General features: G+C 50.6%; 14 protein-coding genes. 7 read left to right on the top strand and 7 right to left on the bottom strand.

The genetic code is table 11. The features are described from left to right. On the bottom strand, nt 1–1,276 hold a 1,276-nt coding region (locus AAF564_09160), incomplete at its 3' end, for a PAS domain S-box protein (protein MEM8485708.1). 213 nt (nt 1,277–1,489) lie between these two features. On the opposite strand from AAF564_09160, the gene AAF564_09165 reads away from it, so the two are divergent. From AAF564_09165 to AAF564_09185, 5 genes are all read left to right on the top strand, one after another. After that, a complete protein-coding gene (locus AAF564_09165) occupies nt 1,490–2,731 on the top strand; it encodes an erythromycin esterase family protein (protein MEM8485709.1) in 1,242 nt (413 codons plus the stop codon). Nucleotides 2,732–2,889: 158 nt separating this feature from the next. Continuing rightward, nucleotides 2,890–5,007: an MHYT domain-containing protein gene (locus AAF564_09170; protein MEM8485710.1), complete on the top strand. Its 2,118-nt coding sequence runs from the start codon at nt 2,890–2,892 to the stop codon at nt 5,005–5,007. 172 nt (nt 5,008–5,179) lie between these two features. Then, nucleotides 5,180–6,814 carry a PAS domain S-box protein gene (locus AAF564_09175; protein MEM8485711.1) on the top strand — a complete coding sequence of 545 codons (1,635 nt, stop codon included), beginning with the start codon at nt 5,180–5,182 and terminating at the stop codon, nt 6,812–6,814. A gap of 18 nt (nt 6,815–6,832) precedes the next feature. Then, nucleotides 6,833–8,050 carry a response regulator gene (locus AAF564_09180; protein MEM8485712.1) on the top strand — a complete coding sequence of 406 codons (1,218 nt, stop codon included), beginning with the start codon at nt 6,833–6,835 and terminating at the stop codon, nt 8,048–8,050. A 3-nt stretch (nt 8,051–8,053) separates the two neighbouring features. Continuing rightward, on the top strand, nt 8,054–9,259 hold the full coding sequence (locus AAF564_09185) for an HD domain-containing phosphohydrolase (protein MEM8485713.1): 1,206 nt from the start codon (nt 8,054–8,056) through the stop codon (nt 9,257–9,259). 7 nt (nt 9,260–9,266) lie between these two features. On the opposite strand, the gene AAF564_09190 is transcribed toward AAF564_09185, so the two are convergent. Then, entirely contained in the window at nt 9,267–10,577 is a 1,311-nt protein-coding gene (locus AAF564_09190; protein MEM8485714.1) for an ATPase, T2SS/T4P/T4SS family, read from the bottom strand. A 65-nt stretch (nt 10,578–10,642) separates the two neighbouring features. Next, nucleotides 10,643–11,221 (bottom strand): hypothetical protein, encoded by a 579-nt coding sequence (locus AAF564_09195; GenBank protein MEM8485715.1) that lies wholly within the window; start codon nt 11,219–11,221, stop codon nt 10,643–10,645. Between the two features lie 379 nt (nt 11,222–11,600). On the opposite strand from AAF564_09195, the gene AAF564_09200 reads away from it, so the two are divergent. Continuing rightward, entirely contained in the window at nt 11,601–11,882 is a 282-nt protein-coding gene (locus AAF564_09200; GenBank protein MEM8485716.1) for a DUF427 domain-containing protein, read from the top strand. A 225-nt stretch (nt 11,883–12,107) separates the two neighbouring features. Beyond that, nucleotides 12,108–13,589: a sulfatase-like hydrolase/transferase gene (locus AAF564_09205; protein ID MEM8485717.1), complete on the top strand. Its 1,482-nt coding sequence runs from the start codon at nt 12,108–12,110 to the stop codon at nt 13,587–13,589. 20 nt (nt 13,590–13,609) lie between these two features. Here the strand turns inward: AAF564_09205 and AAF564_09210 are convergent, their stop codons facing one another. From AAF564_09210 to galE, 4 genes are all read right to left on the bottom strand, one after another. Continuing rightward, nucleotides 13,610–14,566 carry a toprim domain-containing protein gene (locus AAF564_09210; protein ID MEM8485718.1) on the bottom strand — a complete coding sequence of 319 codons (957 nt, stop codon included), beginning with the start codon at nt 14,564–14,566 and terminating at the stop codon, nt 13,610–13,612. A gap of 226 nt (nt 14,567–14,792) precedes the next feature. Next, nucleotides 14,793–16,127: a glucose-1-phosphate adenylyltransferase gene (locus tag AAF564_09215; GenBank protein MEM8485719.1), complete on the bottom strand. Its 1,335-nt coding sequence runs from the start codon at nt 16,125–16,127 to the stop codon at nt 14,793–14,795. A gap of 803 nt (nt 16,128–16,930) precedes the next feature. Further along, nucleotides 16,931–20,356, bottom strand: a complete 3,426-nt coding sequence (locus AAF564_09220; protein MEM8485720.1) for a two-component regulator propeller domain-containing protein — start codon at nt 20,354–20,356, stop codon at nt 16,931–16,933. A gap of 148 nt (nt 20,357–20,504) precedes the next feature. Next, complete coding sequence (gene galE / locus AAF564_09225; protein MEM8485721.1) at nt 20,505–21,515, bottom strand: UDP-glucose 4-epimerase GalE; 1,011 nt, start codon at nt 21,513–21,515, stop codon at nt 20,505–20,507. Nucleotide 21,516: the final 1 nt, after the last annotated feature.

The following is a 21,516-nucleotide window of genomic DNA, read 5'->3' on the forward strand; positions in this document are numbered from 1 at the left end:
CGTGTTCTTTTGCCAGTGTAAGTACTTTTTGCAGTGCATTGTTCGTTTCAAACACATCCTGAAGCGCATCCATTAAGAACTGCGTATTGTCCCCGACATATTGCATCGGCGTGTTTATTTCATGTGCAATGCCGGCAGCCAGTTGCCCCACAGACTCCATTTTCTGACCGTGCATCACACGTACTTCCTGACGCTTCCGGTTGGAGACATCATTTTTGATGGAGACCACATGTTTCAATTGGCCCTCCACGTCAAGAATTGGCGTAATGGTCTCTTCCCGTGTATAGAATGTGCCGTCTTCACGGCCGCTTGTTATTTCGCCATGCCAGTGCTCGCCGGCCAATACTGCGGCCCACAAGGTATCGAAGTTGAGCGAATCTTCAGGATACAGGTTGCGCACATGTACCCCAACAATCTCATCAGGTGCATAGCCCGTCATAGCGTAATAGGCGTCATTTGCCCACGCTACTGTGCCGTCGGGCTTACTGACTAGAACGGCGTTCGCTACCGCTGCCAATATGCCATCATACGCTGTGTTATCTTCTTTTGGCTCCGGTACATCGACATCCGGTTTAGTGACATCCGCTACATTGACAAGGGACTGGGGGCCTTTTGCCACAAGATCAAGTGGCAATACCCCCTGTGTCCGCTTAACTGGCCGGGATACAAACCATCCGGCAAAAAAGAGGAAGACAATGGTTATGCCCAAAACGCCGGCGCCAAGTTGCTGGATCGCGCGTATTTCTGATTTTGCTGCACGCGCGTAATGACCAACAATCATCTCCATTTGGGCCAGGTACGGGCCCTCTGCAGCCAGGAGATGGGAGAGTGCCGTGTCGATCACCGGGCGCGCGGTAACCCCGGGTCTGAACCGCGCCAAACGAAGGCTGTCTGCAGCCTGTTGCATGGCTTCATGATGGGTTTGCAACACAGCATACATGCCATCGAGTTCTTGCGCATTCGCATCGAAAATCTCCTCAACCCGATAGGTGACTACAACTGCGTGTGCAGTCTGCCATCGATCAAGTACCTCCTGTAATGCTTCCGTGTGTTTGTTATGCGTCCGGATATCGCGGGCATAGTAAATAAACTGCGCCTCTTTTACTATGGCCTGACTATACATCCGCTGCCGGCCCGCAATATTTATTATTTCGCCAACTTCTTCCTGCCCGTGAAGGGTATACTGGATCAAGCCCTGGCTACATGTAACCAGCAGTACAATCAGGCATAGCGCCATCTTGCAGCGTGTTTTGAAGATGTCTTCGGGGTCTTGCATGGTGCCTCAGAACCATCTTGCACCAGCGTTGATCACTGGTACTATGTCCATAAATGAGTTGATCGTCCCCTTAAGAGAACAGCTTAAATTGACATGAACCACCATTCTTTTGCATCATTCGGGGCATAAACTTTTGCAGGGCATTGTATAACCAATACACAAGTGCTAAATTTTTAGCACAAAGATTTCCTGTTTGGCCCACCCCTAAACACAATGCGCAAAGTTCTCACCTTCTTCTTTCTCTTTGTCTACAGCGTTGCCTGTAAACCACATCAAGCGTACGAAATTCAGCCTGTTAGCCTTACAGACAACACGATAAATCCAGACAGCATGCAACGGCAACTGCATGCGTTGGGGGAGCAGGTACAAGACGCACAAATTGTACTCCTTGGTGAAAACGGCCATGGTGTTGGTACGTTTTCCGATATCAAAGTGGATCTGGTACAATGGCTGTACACACACCACGGGTTTGACACCATCATCTTTGAAAGTGGTTTTTTTGAATGCAGCTATGCCTGGGAGCGCATTGATTCTCTTCAGCCTTATGAGGCTTTGCAAGATTGTCTGCGCTATCCGTTTCAACACGCAGAATTACTTCCACTGTTTGCCTTTATCAAACAACAACAGCAAACGGACCGGCCCTTGCATCTCGCTGGCATGGATTTTCAAGGGCAAGGTTATGACTCTTCGCCAAGACCAGCGTACTTACACGATGCCTTGTTGCCAAACAACCCACAGCTGGCGCGCGCATTGGCAACAGCCGACTCAGCGCTACATCTTGCAGACGAACACGGAGGGAAAGGCAATAGCCGGTATATCTGGGCGTATCAAAACCAGGAAACACTCAGCAAGTTGTACACAGAGGCAGCACGACACAGTAAGGGATGGCCCAAATGGACCCTCAATCTTACCCAGGGCTGGATAGATCGCTTGTCGATTCGCGGAGCGGCTGAATCCAACGATACCAACCGCGACTTGCGGTATTACGAATTGCGAGATGAGTGGATGGCGCGAGCGGTAGCAGCACATGCAGATTCAATGGGTACCCGTCGAAAAGTGCTGGTTTGGCTGCACAATGATCACGGGCGGTACGGCAACATCGACAGCCACGGTGGGAAAGCAACGGGGAACTACCTGCGCACCTGGTATGGAGAGCAAGTCTATTCTATCGGTTTTTTTATGGGTGCGGGTACGATTACAGACAATGGACGCACAGAATACACGATCCAGGTGCCAATGCAAGACAGCATTGCATCCTTCATGCATGCAAACACCCACGCTGCCAGCTACTTGCTGTTGCGGGAAAATCCACTGCCGACAATCAATTCCTGGGCAAACACTTCGCAGCCTTACCTGCGCATGGGCCTGACGCCGCATACCATGGTGCCTGCTGCTGAATTTGACGCGCTATTCTTTGTACATAGCGTCAATCCGCCGAATTATCGACTTAGATAGCGGCTTCACCAGGGGTTGATGGGCCCTTGGCAAGAATTCAAATTTCGCTCACAAGCACCAAATAGTCGTTTTTTAGTGCGCCACTATTCTGCCGATATACATCTTGCGTGCTCCACTACTTAGCAAGTTGATTTTCCATCAATCACCAGAGTACCATCATGTACGGTTCTTCTTTGCTACCCGAAGCCATTCTCTCTCCTATTGAGATGGCAGGTGGCCAGTTTAGTCCTATTCTCGTCATTTTATCATATGTGGTAGCGGTCATCGCCTCGTATACCACGCTGGGTCTTGTAAACCAACTTACACAAATCTCTGGCAAAGCTGAGAAGAGATGGCTAATTGCCGGCTCCTTTTCGATGGGTATTGGGATTTGGTCCATGCATTTTGTTGGGATGCTGGCGTTTTCCATGGACATGCCATTTGTTTATAATCCTTTTCTCACAGTCGTCTCGCTTGCCGTTGGGATGGTTTCTTCTTGTTTTGCCATTTACACGGCATCCAGAAAGGACACAGGCCTCAAAAAAATCCTTGGCGCCGGCTTATTCCTGGGCCCGGGTATCGCCGGCATGCACTACACCGGTATGGCTGCCATGGAGATGGAAGCTACCATTTCTTACGATACCAACCTGTTTCTGGCTTCGATACTGATCGCCATTCTTGCCTCCATTGCAGCGCTTTGGATCGCAACAACCCTCGCCAGAAGAACAACACGGATTGTGCCGCTCAAAATCGGTGCCGCGCTCATTATGGGTATTGCAATTTGCGGCATGCATTACACCGGCATGGCTGCTGCCATCTACACACCAATTCCGGGTTACGTGCACGACCCATCAATCACCCAGCCAGACCATTGGGGTCTTGCTATCGGCGTCACAGTAGCTACACTGATCATTCTTCAGTTCACGATCCTTACTACCTACTTTGAGCGCAAACTCAATCTCGAAAAACATGTTGCAGAGCGGCTCACGCACCTGGTAGAAGAGCGGACGGCTGATTTACAGAAACAGACCCAAAACCTGCAAGCGAGTAAAGCACAGTTAGAAAAGGAAATGGCTGAACGGCGCGTCATGGAAGAAGAAATGACCCGCCTTGGCCGCATCATCGATGCTACTTCGATCGAGATTTACCTGGTCCACGCAGAAACTTTCAAGTACATCGGCGCAAACAAAGGCGCGATCGAAAAATCTGGATACCCGCTCGAAGCGCTTAAAGCCCTTACGCCACTCACGTTGAACATGGATATGACGCAAGACAAACTGGACGAGTTGCTTGCACCCCTGAACAATGGCAAACAGGAAAAAGTAACGTTCGAATCAATGCGACTGCAGCGGGATGGCTCCAAATACCTTGCGAAAATAGACATCCATTTCTCCAATTCAGGTTCGCCGGCTGTGTATGTGATGATGGTGGAAGACATCACCCAGCGCAAGCAACTGGAGTCCCAGTTGTCCCAGGCCCAGAAGCTCGAATCGATTGGGCAACTGGCTGCCGGCGTGGCCCATGAAATCAATACGCCAATTCAATACGTTGGCGACAACACCAACTTTTTCAAGGAGTCGTTTGGCGAAATTGAAGAACTGATTGGCATCTACGATCAGCTTGTCTCCCAGGCGCGCGAGGGAGCGCTTACCGCAGAAACCCTCGCAGAAATTGAAGAAGCACTGGAAGATGCTGACTTCGAGTACCTTGCGGAAGAAATCCCGAAAGCCATTGATCAGACCATTGAGGGCATCAACCGGGTAGCAAAAATTGTACGTGCGATGAAAGAATTCTCTCATCCCGGACAAGAAGAGAAAACGCTGGTCGACCTGAACAAAGCCATAGAAACCACCATGACAGTAGCGCGCAATGAGTGGAAATATGTGGCTGACATTGATCTTCAGCTTGACCCCGCACTGCCTGAAGTCCCCTGCCATCCGGGAGAATTAAACCAGGTATTCCTGAACATTATGGTTAATGCCGCCCATGCCATCGAACCTTCAGTTGAAGCAAACAATGGGCAGAAAGGAAAAATCACGCTTCGAACGCGCGCGACAGATGAATTTGTAGAAGTCCAGATCCAGGATTCTGGGAGCGGCATTCCGGTACACGCACGTCAAAAAATATTTGACCCTTTCTACACCACCAAAGATGTGGGCAAGGGTACTGGGCAGGGGCTCGCCATCGCGCATGCCGTCGTCACTGAAAAACACGGCGGAAATATCTTTTTCGAAACAGAAATTGGACAAGGGACAACCTTTTTCATTCAGATTCCCCTCCAGGCTGAAATGGCTTGACTTAAGTAACGATTTGCCTATAGTGGATTATACCCTAAAGAAGTCAAAAACGGCTTTAAAAGAGCCAAAATCGGTAAAAGCACACAGCGAAATGAGGATTATCCCCACACTAGAAGCGCAGCACTGCGTCGATACTTTTTAGAGCCAAGTATAGAAATAATTGAGTACCAAAATGCAGGCAAAGATTGACGCATCATCGTCCCAACAACCGGCCGGCTCATCACCAGTTGCTGAAGCAAGCCACCTTAAGCAAAAGTTTTTCGAGTATGCGCTCGAACTGTTTTGTGTTGCCAGCGCCGATGGGTACTTCCTCGAGGTAAATCCGGCTTTCCCAAAGACATTGGGGTACACCTATGCAGAACTCTATGCATCACCGTTTTATGATCTTATCCACCCAAACGATCGGGATGCAACATTAAGAGAAATTCAGCGACTTTCAGAAGGTAGTATCTGCATTGACTTTCGGAACCGGTACCGTTGCAAAAACGGCGAATACCGTTGGCTCGCCTGGACCTGCCAACCCGATGTAAAAACGGGACACTTGTTCGCTATCGCTCGGGATGTAACCGTCGAGCTTGAAACAGAAGAAGCCTTGCGGAAGAGCGAAGCGTTGCTGAACGCTACCCATGACATCGCACAAATAGGGAGTTGGGAATGGGACGCAAAAACCGACAAGCTGACCTTCTCCGACAAAATGCTCGAAATTGCCGGCATTGACGCAGAGGCCTTCGATGGATCCCTGGAAACCTATCAGCAAATGTTGTCCCCCACGACCGATGAGAGCCTCACAACAATAATAAAAGATGGCTTCCCCGAAGATGCACTAACACCAACCGAGTACACGATTGTACAACCCGACGGAAGCCAGCGAATTGTATGGGCTGAAGTCAAGCCTTTTCACGATCAAAACGAACAGTTGGTTAAGATAGTTGGGGCAGCGCAAGACATCACGGAACGCAAGCAACTGGAGTCGCAACTTAGTCAGGCGCAGAAGCTGGAATCGATTGGTCAATTGGCAGCCGGCGTTGCCCACGAAATAAATACACCGGTCCAGTACATCGGCGACAATACCAACTTCTTCAAAGAGTCTTTTGGCGAAATCCAGGAACTGATTGAAATCTATAGTGACCTCTTCGAGCAGGCGAAAAATGGCACAATCACACCAGACGCTCTTGCCGAAATAGAGGAAGTCCTTGAAGAGGCTGACTTTGAATACCTGGCGGAAGAAATCCCTAAAGCCATTGATCAAACCATAGAAGGTATCGAGCGGGTTGCCCGCATTGTGCGTGCTATGAAAGAGTTTTCTCATCCGGGTCAGGAAGAGAAATCCATGATGAACCTGAACAAGCTGCTTGAGACAACCATGACGGTTGCCCGCAACGAGTGGAAATACGTTGCAGACATTGAACTGGACTTCGACCCTGCGTTGCCTGAAGTCCCTTGTCACCCAGGCGAGTTGAACCAGGTCTTTCTCAACATCATGGTAAACGCAGCGCATGCCATTGAACCAACCCTTGAAAACGCCCATGTATCAAAAGGGAAAATCACACTGCGTACGCTCGCAACCGAAGACTACGTAGAAGTACAAATTGCTGATAGCGGCACAGGTATTCCGGTAAAGGCACGCAAGAAAATTTTTGACCCCTTCTATACGACAAAAGAAGTCGGCAAAGGTACCGGTCAGGGGTTGGCTATTGCCCATGGTGTGGTAACGGAAAAGCATGGCGGACGCATTTACTTCGAAACTGAATTGGGCGAAGGCACAACGTTCTTCATTCAAATACCCTTGAAGTCCGAAGAAACCTAGGATAATTGTACCGAGATCATGAAACGAATTTTGTTTGTCGATGATGACAAGTTTCTACTTGATGGGCTGAAGCGTTCCTTGCGTACGTATCGCAAGGAATGGAAGATGGTTTTTTGCGAGTCTGGAGAAGCTGCGCTGGAGAAACTTCAGGAGGCCCCAGCTGACGTAGTTGTATCCGATATGCGCATGCCGGGTATGGATGGCGCCACGTTACTCACGAAGGTCAAGGAACGGCACCCTGGAACCATCAGAATTGTGTTGACAGGGCATACCGAACTGGAAGCAGCGTTGCGCTCTATTCCCATTGCGCACAACTTCCTGAACAAGCCCACGGATGGTAAAATTGTCAAAGAGGTTATCGACCGCGCGCTGCGCCTGCAGGATTTGCTCGAGGACGAAGAATTGCGCCGGCAAATAGACAGCATGAACGGCCTGCCAGCTGTACCCAGCACCTATGCAGAACTAACCCGGTTGATGCGCGATGAGGACGTCACAATCGATGACATCGCAACCGTGATCGAGCGTGATGCGGCCATAGCCAGTCGTATCCTCCGGACCGTAAATTCCGGGTTCTTCGGCCGCTCGAACCGGGTTTCCGAAGTCAAAGCAGCCATCAATTTTATTGGCTTCAAACTGCTGGAAACCCTGGTACTTTCGGTTGAAGTATTCCAAAACAGCTCGTTGCAATTTCTGTCCTCACATTACGATTTGGAAAAAGAGCAACGGCATGCCCTCCTGGTTGCGCACATTGCCTCCGCGCTAGACCCCCTGACGGTAGACGCAAACCAGGCCTTTATGGCAGGACTCTTGCACGACGTAGGCAAACTCGTGCTGGCAGCCCAGTTACCAGAAAAATTTGCCAGGGCAATTGAAATCAAAAATGAACGCGGCATCCCCCTTTATCAAGCGGAACTGGAACTGAGCAGCTTCAGTCACGCCGAAATTGGTGCATATCTACCAAACCTGTGGGGGCTGGCCTATCCGATCATAGAAGCCATTGCAAATCACCATGTGCCGTGGCGAATAGCAGAACAAGAAGGCTTTAACCTTGTAGCCGCGGTGTACCTGGCAAATAACCTGGGACACAAATACTCATTGGATGAAGCGGACCAGTTAACGGGTGAACACGAAGCACTCAACCTGGACTATTTGTCAGACCTCGGCGTCATCGACAAGCTTCCTGAATGGGAAAGGATAGCTGAAGAAATCGCCATGAGAGATAAAGAGATCGCGTAACCTATGTCTTTAAAAGAAAAATTACCCGTCCTGTTTGTAGACGACGAACAGAATTTGCTGGACGGCATGAAGCGCCAGTTAAGAAAGCAATATAAAGTATTCACTGCACCTGGTGGACACGAGGGACTCGCTATTCTTGAAAAAGAAGGGCCGTTTCCTGTTGTAGTATCTGACATGAAGATGCCCATCATGAATGGCGCCGAGTTTTTGAAAAAAGCGCGGCATATGGCGCCCGACACAACGCGGTTACTTTTAACGGGACAGGCCGATTTCAATGAAACCATTGAAGCCGTAAACGAAGGCAACATATATCGCTTTCTACATAAGCCTTGTCCGCTTCCACTGCTCATTCAAAATCTGGAAGATGGCATTCGGCAGTATAACCTGATTCAGGACCAGCGGGTGTTGCTTGAAGAAACGCTGCGGGGAAGTATTAAAACCCTGACGGATGTGCTGGCCTTGGCAAATCCAACGGCGTTTGGCCGCGCGGCGAGGGCAAAAAAACTCGTGGCCGGCATGATTGCACACCTCGAAATTGAGGAAAGCTGGCACATCGAAGTGGCAACTATGCTCTCCCAGATCAGCGCCGTTGCACTGCCCCCGGAGCTTGCCGAAAAAGTATACAAGGGCAGCGAACTTACCCAACAAGATAAACACGTCCTCGAAAAATTACCGCACATTACCGAAAGCCTACTGGGAAATATCCCACGAATCGAACCAGTACGGGATATTTTGAGATTCCAGCACACGCACTTTGATGGCACCAACAGCCCGGTGCGCAACGTCAGCGAAAGCAATATTCCGATAGGCGCAAGGTTGCTGAAGCTGGTATTGGACTTCGACCATCTTGTCAGCCAACTTGGCCGCGAGGATCTTGCCCTGAACAGCCTCGAGAAACGCAGCGGCTGGTACGACCCGGCGCTCATTTCCAGCTTCCAGGAAGTGTGTTACGCCCTCGGCAATATGATGGAGATCCGCGATGTGAAGGCCCATGCCGTTCAAATTGGGATGATCTTCTCTGAGGACCTGCGGGGTAGCAACGGGCAATTGCTTATTGCCCGCGGCCAGGAAGTCAACGACAGTATTCAGGCCCGCGTACAACATTGGTCCAATATGGGCATGATCAATGATGAGCTCGTCATGTTATTGCCATCTGAAAAATCAGATGAAACAGAGCAACACGCACTGGCAGCTTTTATGGCAGCTTGATGCTGTGTTATTTGCCGAGCAATTGACGCAGTCGCTGCTTGTTGTTGGCGTATCGCATGGCTGTATCAGGCGCAATTTTCCCCCGTCGCATGAGCAAATAAAGATCCTGCTCTAGCGTCATTTGCCCTTTCTTGTTGCCTTCCCACATCATCTGGTAGATCTCACTGAGGTTACCATTTTTGATGGCTGCCTGCACAGACGGCGTTACACAGAGTACTTCTTTGGCAAGGATCAATCCTCCGCCAATTTGGGGACATAGTTTTTGCGAAATCACACATCGTAACACATCCCCCAACCGATGCCGAACGCGCTCCTGTTCTTCAGCGGGATATTCTGCGATAATCCTGTCAATACTCTCAACAGCTGAACGCGTGTGTAAAGTAGAAAAGACGCGGTGCCCGGAGTCGGTAACCTCCAATGTTGCTGTAATTGTATCCGGATCGCGCATCTCTCCGATGACAATCATGTCAGGATCCTGACGGAGCGATTGAATCACGCCGGCTTTGAAAGATGAGACACCCGTCCCTACTTCGCGATGCCGGATAATGCATTTTTTAGACGCGTGGATATACTCAACCGGATTCCCAAGCACCACAATGTGGCCTTCCACGTGCCTGTTGTTGGCATCTATAATCGAATCCAGTGTGGTGCTTTTCCCTGATCCCGTTACCCCGGTTATAAGCGTGAGGCCATCTCGCATGTTGGAAAACAGCAGGCTTCGCGCCACGGTTGGATGAAAACCCAGGGAATCCAACGTACGCAACTCGCGCCGGATTGCCCGAATGCTTACCGCGAGGTTTAATTCATCAAAATAAATGGATACCCGAAAGCGCCGGCTCCCCCCCGCCCACTCGCCGCCGACCGTGATAGAAATATCGATCGCGTAGGTCTCCAGGAGTTGCGTGGCTTGTTCTGCCGTAAGCAAGCTGAGAATAAGGACGTCCATCACATCTACGTCGATCTGGCCTAACTCCTCGCATGGGGCCTTTCGTCCACTTGTGCGGTACCACACCCATCCATTTGCTGCCGGCCCGCCGGCATCAAGATCGCTTGCACCGAGGTGTACCATGTGTTGCGCCAACTGCTCCAGGTGGGCGCGCATGGCAACGCGCTGGTTTTGCTTAACGTCAGCAAGTGCCGTTGCAATGAAGGCCAATCGATCGCGGCCGCTATGGCTGGCTGGCAATGCAGCCAGTATTTCTCCACATGCTTTTGGCGGGCGTGGCAAAACACTGTGCGTTTGGACAGGCACAAGCTCGTGTCCGGGTTCATCTATAACGGCGAGACCATTGGTGCTAAGTGTGAGGGCAGTACTCATGGCTTTTCTGGTATTAGGACTAATCGTATTTCAGAAAAATGATAGCGGATGGGCAAATGATACCACTAGCTGTGGCCGGCAGGACCCGAGGCAGGGCGACGAGGCAATTCTAACCGTGTCAAGTAGACTTCTCCTAGCAGAGACGCAATGCGTTTACGATCTGCCTGTACCAATTCGTACTGCTTGCCGACGAGTTGGCGTACCAGTGCGTGGGTAGACTTTGCCGTTGGATCTGATGCGGCAAACTTCCACATCATGGAGACGCCAGGGTTTGAGGTACGCTTTACCGGCACCATGGCACCACGCAGCATCATTTGCCACTGGCTGTCAGAAAAGCAGGTGATAATGCGGTTGACAAACGCGCGTAGTTCACCCATATCGGTTGCGAGTGGCTTATAGTCGTAACAATCAGCTGCAATGCTCAGGAGCGCCTCGTAATCAACAGCGGGCTGCAGTGCAAGCCACCGCCACACAGGTGCCCTGCGCCCGGCGCGATACATTGTTCGGCGCCTTAGCCAGGCGTCAGCTACCTGTTTGTGGTTTACAATTTTCCGTGCAACGGCCTCCTCTACAACAGGATCAGGCAGCGCAGGCGGCTGCGTGGCAGGGAAACGGAATGGGCCTTCCGAATGGTTCTCAAACATGAAGTAGCACCAGGGATTGAATTTGTGCGGGGAATCCCTCAGCAGGTGCGAACCTCTTTCTGCTCCGGTAACCGGATTGGTGGTACACAACACATGACAACTCCCATGCCAACGCAAACCAAGTGACTCGCTCCCCCTCAATCCAGGCTGGTTTCGAGCTATTCAGTCGCTGCCTAATATCAGCATGAGAACAAAGCCGCGCGCTGGGACCCGGATTGATAAGTAGCAAGCAGGAAATAAAGGTGGAACCGACAAACCCGTTCGCATCGTACTAGCCTTGTCTGAGCAGGCTATTGAGTCCTGGTTACTGGTGCCTTCTTCCTGTGCCAGTAAAGACCCCTCTTATCATTTTAAACCCTTATCAGAGCGATACAATTTTATGAAAGCAACCTGGAATGGCGCAGTACTCGCTGAAAGTGACAATACTGTTGTTGTGGAAGGAAATCACTATTTCCCTCCGGAGGCAATTAACAAGGCTTATTTCCAGTCGAGTGACAACCAAACGACCTGTCCATGGAAAGGCCAGGCAAGCTACTATTCGGTTGTAGTAGACGGAGAGGAAAACAGAGATGCAGCCTGGTATTACCCGGCCCCGAGTGATGCAGCAAGTCAGATTAAGGACCATGTTGCTTTTTGGAAAGGGGTGGAAATCAGCCAGTAGGTAATTTCACTCACAAATTGTGGGGAATCCCCCTAAAGTCGGCACACTTTTGCCCGATATTCAGGCCATACCCTTTTCCCGGTTTATAAAGCCTGCCCTTTTGCGTCCAGCAGAGGGTAGGCTTTTTTGTTATAGCTATGCAATTGATCGAGCCGGTATTCCAACTTGATTCGAATAAGAAGATGCGTAAATTAGACCATCTAATATCAATCAATACGCCCTACAATGTCCCGAATCATAGCTCTATTGCTCGTTTTTCAGCTTTTTGCAAGTTGCAGTCAACAAGAAGCACCACCACCAGCAGATGCTTCAAAACCCAATTTCCTGTTTCTTTTTGCAGATGACCAGGCTTTTGATACCATTCAGGCCTTTGGGCATCCCCTTGTTCAGACGCCGAATCTCGACCGGCTTGTTCAAAGCGGGATGACATTCACGCATGCCTTCAATCAGGGATCCTGGAGTGGTGCGGTATGCGTGGTAAGCCGCGCCATGCTGAACTCCGGACGTTATATCTACCATGCACGAGATGACATCAACGACGAAGCTATTCCGTTGTGGGGAGAAACGTTCTACAACGCCGGCTACGAGACCTTCATGACGGGCAAATGGCACAATGGTGATGACACTGTGCTCCGTGGCTTCAACCAGGCGAAGAGCATCGGCAAAGGCATGTTCGAGACCAAAGACGGACCACAAGGCGCCGGCTACCGACGGCCAACACCAGACAATCAATCCTGGTCGCCCACCGATTCCACCCTCCTCGGCCACTGGTCACCCAACGTTAAAGACATCGAAGAAGGGGCTTTTGGCAAAACCATTTCAGACGAATACATCGTAAACGAGCACACGAGTACGCTGTATGCCAATCGTGCTATTGAGTTTATGGAAGACTGGACCGCCAGCTCTGATCAACCCTTTTTGATGTACGTGGCCTTTAATGCCCCCCACGACCCGCGCCAGGCACCGCAGGAATTTGTTGATATGTATCCGCTGGATGAAATTGAGTTGCCGGCGAATTACATGTCAGAGCATCCATTTGATCAGGGTGAAAGGTATACCCTGCGTGACGAAATTCTTGGGCCATTCCCCAGAACAGAAAATGCCATCAAGGTCCATATGCAGGAGTACTATGCCATCATCTCTCACATGGATTACGAGATTGGCCGCATCATGGAAAAACTGGAGGCGCTGGGTGAGGCTGATAACACCTATATCATTTTCACAGCCGACCATGGCCTGGCTGTAGGTGAACACGGTTTGCTCGGCAAGCAGAACCAGTATGAGCACAGTATCCGCGTCCCGCTCGTGCTTGCAGGCCCTGATATCGAAGGCGGCACAACCAGCGATGCGCTCGTGTATCTGCAAAGCATATACCCGACCACTTGCGACCTTGCGGGCATACCGACGCCAGCCACCGTTGAATTTAAAAGCCTGATGCCCCTAATCGAACAGCGTACCGAAAGCTCATACGACGCAATTTTTGGCTCTTACAAACATTTCCAGCGCATGGTGCGCACTAAAGATTTCAAACTCATTTTGTACCCGGAAGAAGACCAGGTGCAGCTGTTTGATATGCAAGCAGACCCGGATGAATTGAACAACCTTGCCGCAGAGGCCGCATACCAGGATACGATGGCTGCACTCTTTGGCAAATTACAAACCTTGCAAACAGAAGTAGGCGATACACTTACATTGGGAGGACTCTAAAAACCGCCGGCTCGAACCTGTTAATCGTTGAGCCCCATGTGTACCCAGGCTTTTAAATCGATGCCTTCCTGTAGCATCGCGTTTGCGTCATCCCAATAAGGGCGCAAGCGCGATGCGTTGGGCAGGGCTTCATACCAAAACGCTGCAGCCTTTTCGCCGGCCTCGTCAGAATCAAAGGCAATCAGCACCTTGCTGGCTTTCATCAATCGGAGCACCCAAGTGTAGCGCCGGCTTCCACCGGTTGACCCCGTTGCAACTGCGGCAATGCCAGCCACCTGCATAACAGAAAGTGCGTCAATTTCTCCTTCCACAAGAACCACAGGGGCGCCAGATACCACGTCATCTACATTGTACAGCCCATTACTCGAACCAGCTGGCCCAATATACCGGGGTGTCCCTGCAGGCCGGCGCACATTGAAACGCCAAATATCCGATTTGATCATCCAGGGAATGGTGATGCCACGGGGAATAAACACTTCTTGTTCACGATCCAGTCCCCACTTCTTTGCTGGCTCACGCCGATCTTCCGGATTGTAGCCCAGTGAGGCGACGTGCATCGTTTCATCGGTTAGTCCACGTGATATAAGCCATTTGCGGGCGCGCGCGCCTTTGTCTGACCAGAGGTTAGTTATAGAGGTCTCAGTAAGCGCCCAGGCACGCGACCGCCAGATTTTTGGAGGCGGTGCCAACGCTTTGCCATGCGGCTTATTCGAATGCTGCACAGGACTGAATCCGCTGCCTCCCAGCGTATCACGGGCTTCGGCGTAGCTAACGCCCCGCAATTCAGTCAGCAGGGTAATTGTATCGCCCGATCGGCCACACTGTCGGCACCAGAAGCGGCCACGGTCACCCGCGTTGGGCCATACTCGAAAACGATCTCGCCCACCGCACCACGGGCAGGGGCCGGCATGCTCACCACCATTGGTATGCGCTTTCCATCTAAGCTTCGTGGGGACGTAATCGAGAATGTTGTGCATGTCCGTTTTGATGGTGTATACCGCGTGTTGGTTGCATCAAGCGACTTCGCGTTGCACACCGTGCCAGTTGCAACAATCAACCATTGAATAATACACATAATTCAGACATATGTTTTTCAAAAAGAATGCCAGCCAACAAAAAACCCGGTGACCTTAGCCACCGGGTTAACATTCAAATACACTGTACAAGTGGTCAGATATACGTTACTACGTGCAGTATTGCTGATTACATGGACAACCCAACAGGTACCACGGGCGGTGCCAATTCGGTACGAATCATGGATGAAAGGTCAATTTTTGTGCTCGTACCAATCACAGTACCATCCGGTACAACAGCATCTTGGGGAATCACGATGATGCCATCTTTGATATAGTAGTTCGCGCCCTCTCCTTCTGTCACCCCATCGTGGTTGGCAAGCACAACGCCATTGCCTATGCTCGCATTCAGATCGATAATGGCATTTTCAATGTAGCAAGCTTCGCCAATGCCGGGGCGCGCAATGATACCGTCTCCGGCTGCGTACCGGTTTGTGCCGGCGCCCATAATGACAGCACTTTTGATGGTACTCCGTTTCCCTACATAGCTCCGGATACCAAGCACACTGTTGTAGATTTTACAATTGTTAAGCACACTACCTTCCCCGATATACGCATCCTGAATGTAAGACGCATGAATCTTTGGGGGTGCCAGCGCTTCTTTCTTTGTGTAAATAGGATTCCTGTGGTCATGAAAATCGATCATGGCATCCATCCTGGAAAGCGCTATATGGGCAGCATGGTAAGAACGAATGCTGCCTACATCACTCCAGTACCCGCGGAAGGGATAACTGACAACGTTGTGATTGGCAAGCGACTGCGGAATGATTTCTTTACCAAAGTCGGTCACAGCAGGATCTGCGGTAAGCAGGTCCTGGAGTACGTCGCGGTTGAATAAATAAATCCCTGTAGAGGCCAGAAAATGGCGTTCTTGCTGTTTCATTTCAGGATCCACATCACTTCTCAAGCCGGCCAGCTCTGCCTCGCCAGGTTTTTCGCGGAAATGGATAATTTTGTCATCAGCATCGGTGTGCATGATCCCGAAGCCCGTGGCTTCCTTTGCGGTCACAGGGGTTGTTGCCACTGTGATGTCTGCTTTTTGCGCGCGATGTTGGGCATAAAGCTTGGCAAAATCCATTTGGTACAGCTGGTCGCCGGCAAGAATCAGTACGTGGCTGTACTGGTGTTGATTAAGATGGTGCAGCACCTGGCGCACGGCATCTGCAGTACCCTGAAACCAGTTGGGAGACTGGTAGGTCTGCTCAGCGGCAAGCACCGACACAAAGCCGCTGCCAAATCCATCGCGTTGATAGGTATCGGTTACATGTTGATTGAGGCCGGCTGAGTTGAATTGCGTCAGCACAAAAATCCGGTCAAGACCTGAATTCAGGCAATTTGAAATGGGAATATCTACCAATCGATATTTACCAAGGAGGGGTACAGCTGGTTTAGATCGCCACTCAGTTAGCGGAAAAAGACGGGTACCAGCACCGCCACACAGTACTACAGCAAGTATGCTATCCATGGAAAGTTAGAGGGAATTGAGCTCATAGACGCAAAAAGCATCTGAAACCATCAACGGGCTGCAGGGGGAGCCTCAAAGAGGTGCTCGGAAGTTAAATGGAGGACAAACAGGACGCTTTTCTGTCAAGAGGGGCGTCTTTCGACTACTAAAAAGTTATCGACGCGAGGCACGGAATATTAATCCACGCGCATGGTTTGTCAGCCCATTTTTTTCTGCAGTCACAAAGAGATGCAAAGTACCATACGGATTCAAGTGCAATACCAACAGAGCACCACACGAAGTCGGCAGATACGGGTTTAAAGCTCAGAAAAGATGTATTGAAAGGGTAAAGGAGATCTGGAGATGTGCAATATCAACACCAATTCTAGTGTATCAGCGAATAATTGTTTCAAATCTATGCTTTGTTATCAATTTGGTAACGGAAGCTTGCGTAATCCTTCAACCGTTGGGCACCTTCGCAAGTACGCATATAGCCGTCCAGGTCGATTGATTTCACAATCTTCCCTCCCTGCAGGTGCATGGGGACAATTATTCAAGGCCATTAAAAAAAACACTAAGCGCCTGCCTTGCCGGCCAGTGATTTGTAAATCTCGGAGCCTTCAAAGTGAATGTCTTCCGAGTATAATGCAATTCCTTCCCCGTACCACACCAGGTATAATTCCTTTGTCGATGTTGGTATGGGTATATCGAAACGGATTCTCCGGTGTTTGTAAACAATGAGGGCTCAAAGCGTGTGCCTTTCAGAAACACTAACGCGCATTGATTTTGAGGAAAATCTCTGCTGGCATCTTGGCTTGGTAGGCCTACGCGGCCGGCACTGCTGCTGGAACATCTACTGCAGGGACATCTACGGCCGGCACATCAAACCAGAACGTAGCGCCAGAACCAAATTCACTGTCGACACCAACCCGCCCGCCATGCATTTCAACCAGTTTCCTCACGATGTATAACCCAAGGCCTGTCGAATGCTCGCCTCCAGTGGGCTTTGCGGATAACCGTTGCATTTTGCGGAATGCTTTGGCTTTGTCTTGCGCGGTCAATCCCGGTCCTTTATCACTTACAGAAAACCGAATCCGCTCGGTCGTTTTATCCAGCTTGATACAAATTGCTGTTTCGGGGAGCGTGTATTTCACAGCATTGGAAACCAGGTTATCCATGACCCGCTGGATGGCCGTACGGTCTACATGTGCTTCTACCGGGGCTGTGCCCTCAAAAATAATCTGGATGCCTTTTTCGCGTGCCGCTTTGCCGTTCCAGCGCAGTACGTGGTGCACCGACTCGTTCAGGTCGAGTTGTTCGATTTTCAGCGATTCGCTGTAGTCATCTCGATAGCGATCCAGTAAGTCGCGCACGTTCTGCAGCATGCCCTCCACTTCGTCCTTCAACATCTTCACGTTGGCCATCGACTCCGCCTTGTAGCTCTCAGGCGCAAGCTCCTCTGCATCTTCCAGGATGATATCAGCCAGACCAATAACCCCACCCAGTGGATTTTTCAGATCGTGGGCAGTAATGCCCAGGATTTCTTTGTTCCGCTCAAGTGCATCGCGCAACTCCTGTGAGGCCGCTGCAAGGTTCTCATTCGAGGTTTGCAGCGCTTCATTGGATGATACCAAATCAGCGTTGGTATGCTGGAGCAGCAGGTTCTTTTCGCGTAATTCCTCCGTGCGTGTTGCAACGCGACTTTCGAGCAAGAGGTTGCGCTGACGAATAGACCGGGTACGAGACTGATAGAAACCGATGATGAGAAACATTCCAGTAAAAACTACCAGTGCCCGAAACCAGAGGGTTTGCCAAAAAGGAGGTGCAACCTGAATCTGCAAGGTAGCAGGTTCATCGTTCCAGATACCATCACCATTGGCCGCCATCACTTCAAAGGTGTACGTGCCGGCGGGCAGGTTGGTGTAGGTGGCCTGGCGCATGTCGCCGGCAATGGTCCACTCCGATTCAAAGCCCTGCAGCCTGAACTTGAACTGGTTTTTTTCTGGCGCCCCAAAATGCAGGGCAGAAAAAGAAATGGAGATCACACGATCCGTATGGTTTAGCCGCAAAGCCTCTGCATAGGGTGGCGCCACGTCGAGTAGTACGCGCCCATCTTTATCAGCAGCCCCGGGCTTTATGGATTTGTTTAGCCGTAGCACATCCGTAATGGTGGCCTCTGGGGCAAACGTATTGTCTTTTATGGTTGCAGGATCAAAAACTGTGTAGCCATGATCCCCGCCCAGATAAATAAACCCGTCATTTCCCCTGAGAGAGGGACCGATATAGAATGTATTGCTGGCAAGTCCGTCGTACGTATCGTAGTTCTTGAAAGAGAGGCGGAAACGGGAAGGATCTGCGCGGTGAGCGATGCGGGTAGCGCGCGACAGGCCGGCTGATGTAGAAATCCAGAGGTAGCCGGCATCATCCTCCAACATGCCTACAACTCCATTATCAGCCAGGCCATCTTTTTCCAGATACAACCGGAATTCACCGGTTGGTTGTCCGTCTGCATCGCGTACAACCTGGTGCAGCCCTTTGTCCGTACCAGCCCATAAAACGTTTTGCGAATCCATGAAGAGCAACAAGACGTTTGTGCTCGTCAATGCCGCAGGGTCATCCGGATCGGGCATATAATGGTGAATGAACTGGCCTATATTGGGGTCAAAAGCGTACAACCCACTTAATTCAGATCCAATCCACAAAATCCCCTGGTCGTCTTCATAAATGGCGCGCACGCCACTTTCTTCTGCATAAACGTCAGGAACGAATAATTCAAAGGTATCTGTATCCCGATAATAGCGGTGCAAACCACGCTCTGAGCCAATCCACAATCGCCGTTGGCTGTCTTCATAAAAAATGAAGGCAATCGTTGCCTGAAAACCGGTGCTGTCATCGCCGGCGTCAGGGTAGTGTAAAAAATTGTAGGTCCCTTTTTTACGCCGATCAAGGCCTTCCCCAAATGGCCCAAGCCAAACATCATCCTGATGATCGACAAACACTGACCAGATCTCGCTGCCTGCAATAGACCGCGGATCCTGGTCATCATGGAAGTAGCGCATGAAGCTGTCACTGCCGGGCGCCAGGTAGTTCAACCCGTTAATGGTTGCTACCCACAATCCCCCCGCTTCATCCTGCGCAAGGCCATACACATCGTTACTACTCAACGAGGTGATTACATTGGGATGATAGGTATAGTTGCGAAACGGTTTGCGCGCCAGGTCTGCCTGTGAAACGGCATTATTGGTCGCCGTCCATACCGTACCAGTGCGGTCTTCCAAAACCGAGCGAATCTGGTTACTGGAGATGGTGCCTGCCCGATCAATCTGGTGTTGATAAACGCGGGCAGTGCCGGCGTTTTTATCTACGTGGAGCAGGCCATCTTCCCCTGTCCCAAGCCACAACGATTCGCCCTTGCCGCCGGCGATCGTCCATATATCCAGATCTACAGCCGTGTCCGTCTGCAACGGTACAGCAATAAACTGGCCCAGCTCAGCTTCATATCGCAGCAAGCCCTCGTCGGTGCCCACCCACATGACGCCTTCCTCATCGGTATGCAAGGCCTGAATTGCAGCATCGGGACTGACGCCGCTACGTTCATCTGTAGGAGCGAACCGTTCTTTTTTTCCTGTTTCCGGGTGAATGCGATCAAGCCCTCCTTCATCAAGCCCTGCCCAGATAAATCCATCAGGGTCTTCGGTAAGGCTCGTAAAGACGGGCGGCTCGGCATCTTCTTCTACGTCTTCCCGAAAATGCGTGAATGTTTGTGTTTCGACCTCAAATTTGCTAACGCCCCCTGTAGCCATGGCCAGCCATACATCACCATTTTGATCGACATGCATGTCCCATATCTGCCCGTTTAGGGCATCAGGGTTGTTTTTTTCGATGAGATAATTTGTAAAGCGCTCCGTTGGGGGATCGAAGCGTGTTAGGGCTTCGCGGGTACCAATCCAAATCTCCCCCTTTTGGCCTTCCGCCAAATTGATGACAAAATGGTCAAACAGGCTATTTTTATCGCTCGGGTCGTTTCGGTAGGTTTTGTAATGGGTACCGTCGTACCTGCTCAATCCGCGTTCGGTCCCTATCCAGATAAACCCTTTGCGGTCTTGTATAATGACCGTTGCATTGCTGTGAGCAAGACCTGACCCTACGGTGTGATGTTTGAACACCAACGGCGTATGCTGGCCGGCCGCCTCCCAAATAAAAAGGCAAAAGAATCCCTGGAGCAGCAATGTGGGCAACCATCTGCTCATAATATCAGCCCAATATGTACCAGAAATGTACATGTTACCTGCTGGCCCGAAGAGAAGCCAGCAATACGATTAGCGGGGATCGAAGGTATGGAGGGTGAATACACACCTTCCGGTATCGGCACAAACAGGTATTGATTAAGTCTTCTGTTTATTTTACAAGTAATGAAGCGCTATTTCCAGCAACGGTATAGCCCGCAGGATTTTTCTGGTGCCATGCCCATGCACTCTCAAGAATCTGTTTGAGTTCGGGGTAGGCTGGTTTCCATCCGAGTTCGTCGCGTATTTTCTGACTGTCTGCAACAAGTACTGCGGGATCGCCAGGCCGGCGTGGGCCGGCAATCGTAGGAATAGGATGTCCGGTTACCTCCCGCGCAGCCTCAACCACTTCCCTGACACTAAAACCGTGGCTGTTACCAAGATTGTAGGTTCTGCTACCGTTGTCGAGGTCGCGTAAAGCGAGGATGTGTGCTTGCGCCAGGTCGAGTATGTGCACAAAATCGCGTACACAGGTGCCATCTGGTGTCTCGTAATCATCCCCATAAATGGTAAAATGATCGCGTTGTCCGAGGGCAACCTGGAGTACAAGTGGAATAAGATGTGTTTCCGGGTTATGGTCTTCACCATGATCCGGAGAGACCGCACCGCAGGCATTGAAATACCGCAGTGCTGCGTATCGCATGCCATAGATTTCATCCATCCAATGCAGCATCCGCTCTATAATGTACTTGGATTCGCCGTAAGGACTACCGGGATGGATTGGTGCATCCGCCTTAATTGGCATTTCCTGTATGGATCCGAACAGGTTGGCCGTTGATGAGAAAATAAACTGCTTCACGCCGGCCTCAGCGGCACTTTGCAACAGGTTAATGCCATTCTGCACATTTTCACCCAGGTACAGAAAAGGCTTCTCCATCGACTCCCCTACCAGGGTATGCGAGGCAAAATGCATGATTGCTTCCGGCCGAAACATGTCAATGGTTGCTTTAACCAGTGCTTTGTCTGCCAGATCTCCGTTAACAAAAGTTGCGTCTGGATGCACAACATCCCGATGACCCTGATACAGGTTATCAAATACCAATACCTCGTCACCAGCGGCAACCAACTCATGTACCGCAGTGCTACCTATATAGCCTGCGCCACCCGTTACCAATACTCTCATG

It is taken from the genome of Bacteroidota bacterium, from assembly GCA_039111535.1.
Lineage (GTDB): Bacteria > Bacteroidota > Rhodothermia > Rhodothermales > JAHQVL01 > JBCCIM01.

Bases quoted from the DNA above. Each gene is read 5' to 3' on its own strand.
- AAF564_09200 (MEM8485716.1), top strand. From the start codon at position 11,601: ATGAAAGCAACCTGGAATGGCGCAGTACTCGCTGAAAGTGACAATACT.
- AAF564_09190 (MEM8485714.1), bottom strand. From the start codon at position 10,577: ATGAGTACTGCCCTCACACTTAGCACCAATGGTCTCGCCGTTATAGAT.
- AAF564_09185 (MEM8485713.1), top strand. From the start codon at position 8,054: ATGTCTTTAAAAGAAAAATTACCCGTCCTGTTTGTAGACGACGAACAG.
- AAF564_09180 (MEM8485712.1), top strand. From the start codon at position 6,833: ATGAAACGAATTTTGTTTGTCGATGATGACAAGTTTCTACTTGATGGG.
- AAF564_09205 (MEM8485717.1), top strand. From the start codon at position 12,108: ATGTCCCGAATCATAGCTCTATTGCTCGTTTTTCAGCTTTTTGCAAGT.
- AAF564_09210 (MEM8485718.1), bottom strand. From the start codon at position 14,566: ATGCACAACATTCTCGATTACGTCCCCACGAAGCTTAGATGGAAAGCG.
- galE (MEM8485721.1), bottom strand. From the start codon at position 21,515: ATGAGAGTATTGGTAACGGGTGGCGCAGGCTATATAGGTAGCACTGCG.
- AAF564_09215 (MEM8485719.1), bottom strand. From the start codon at position 16,127: ATGGATAGCATACTTGCTGTAGTACTGTGTGGCGGTGCTGGTACCCGT.
- AAF564_09195 (MEM8485715.1), bottom strand. From the start codon at position 11,221: ATGTTTGAGAACCATTCGGAAGGCCCATTCCGTTTCCCTGCCACGCAG.
- AAF564_09165 (MEM8485709.1), top strand. From the start codon at position 1,490: ATGCGCAAAGTTCTCACCTTCTTCTTTCTCTTTGTCTACAGCGTTGCC.
- AAF564_09220 (MEM8485720.1), bottom strand. From the start codon at position 20,356: ATGAGCAGATGGTTGCCCACATTGCTGCTCCAGGGATTCTTTTGCCTT.
- AAF564_09175 (MEM8485711.1), top strand. From the start codon at position 5,180: ATGCAGGCAAAGATTGACGCATCATCGTCCCAACAACCGGCCGGCTCA.
- AAF564_09170 (MEM8485710.1), top strand. From the start codon at position 2,890: ATGTACGGTTCTTCTTTGCTACCCGAAGCCATTCTCTCTCCTATTGAG.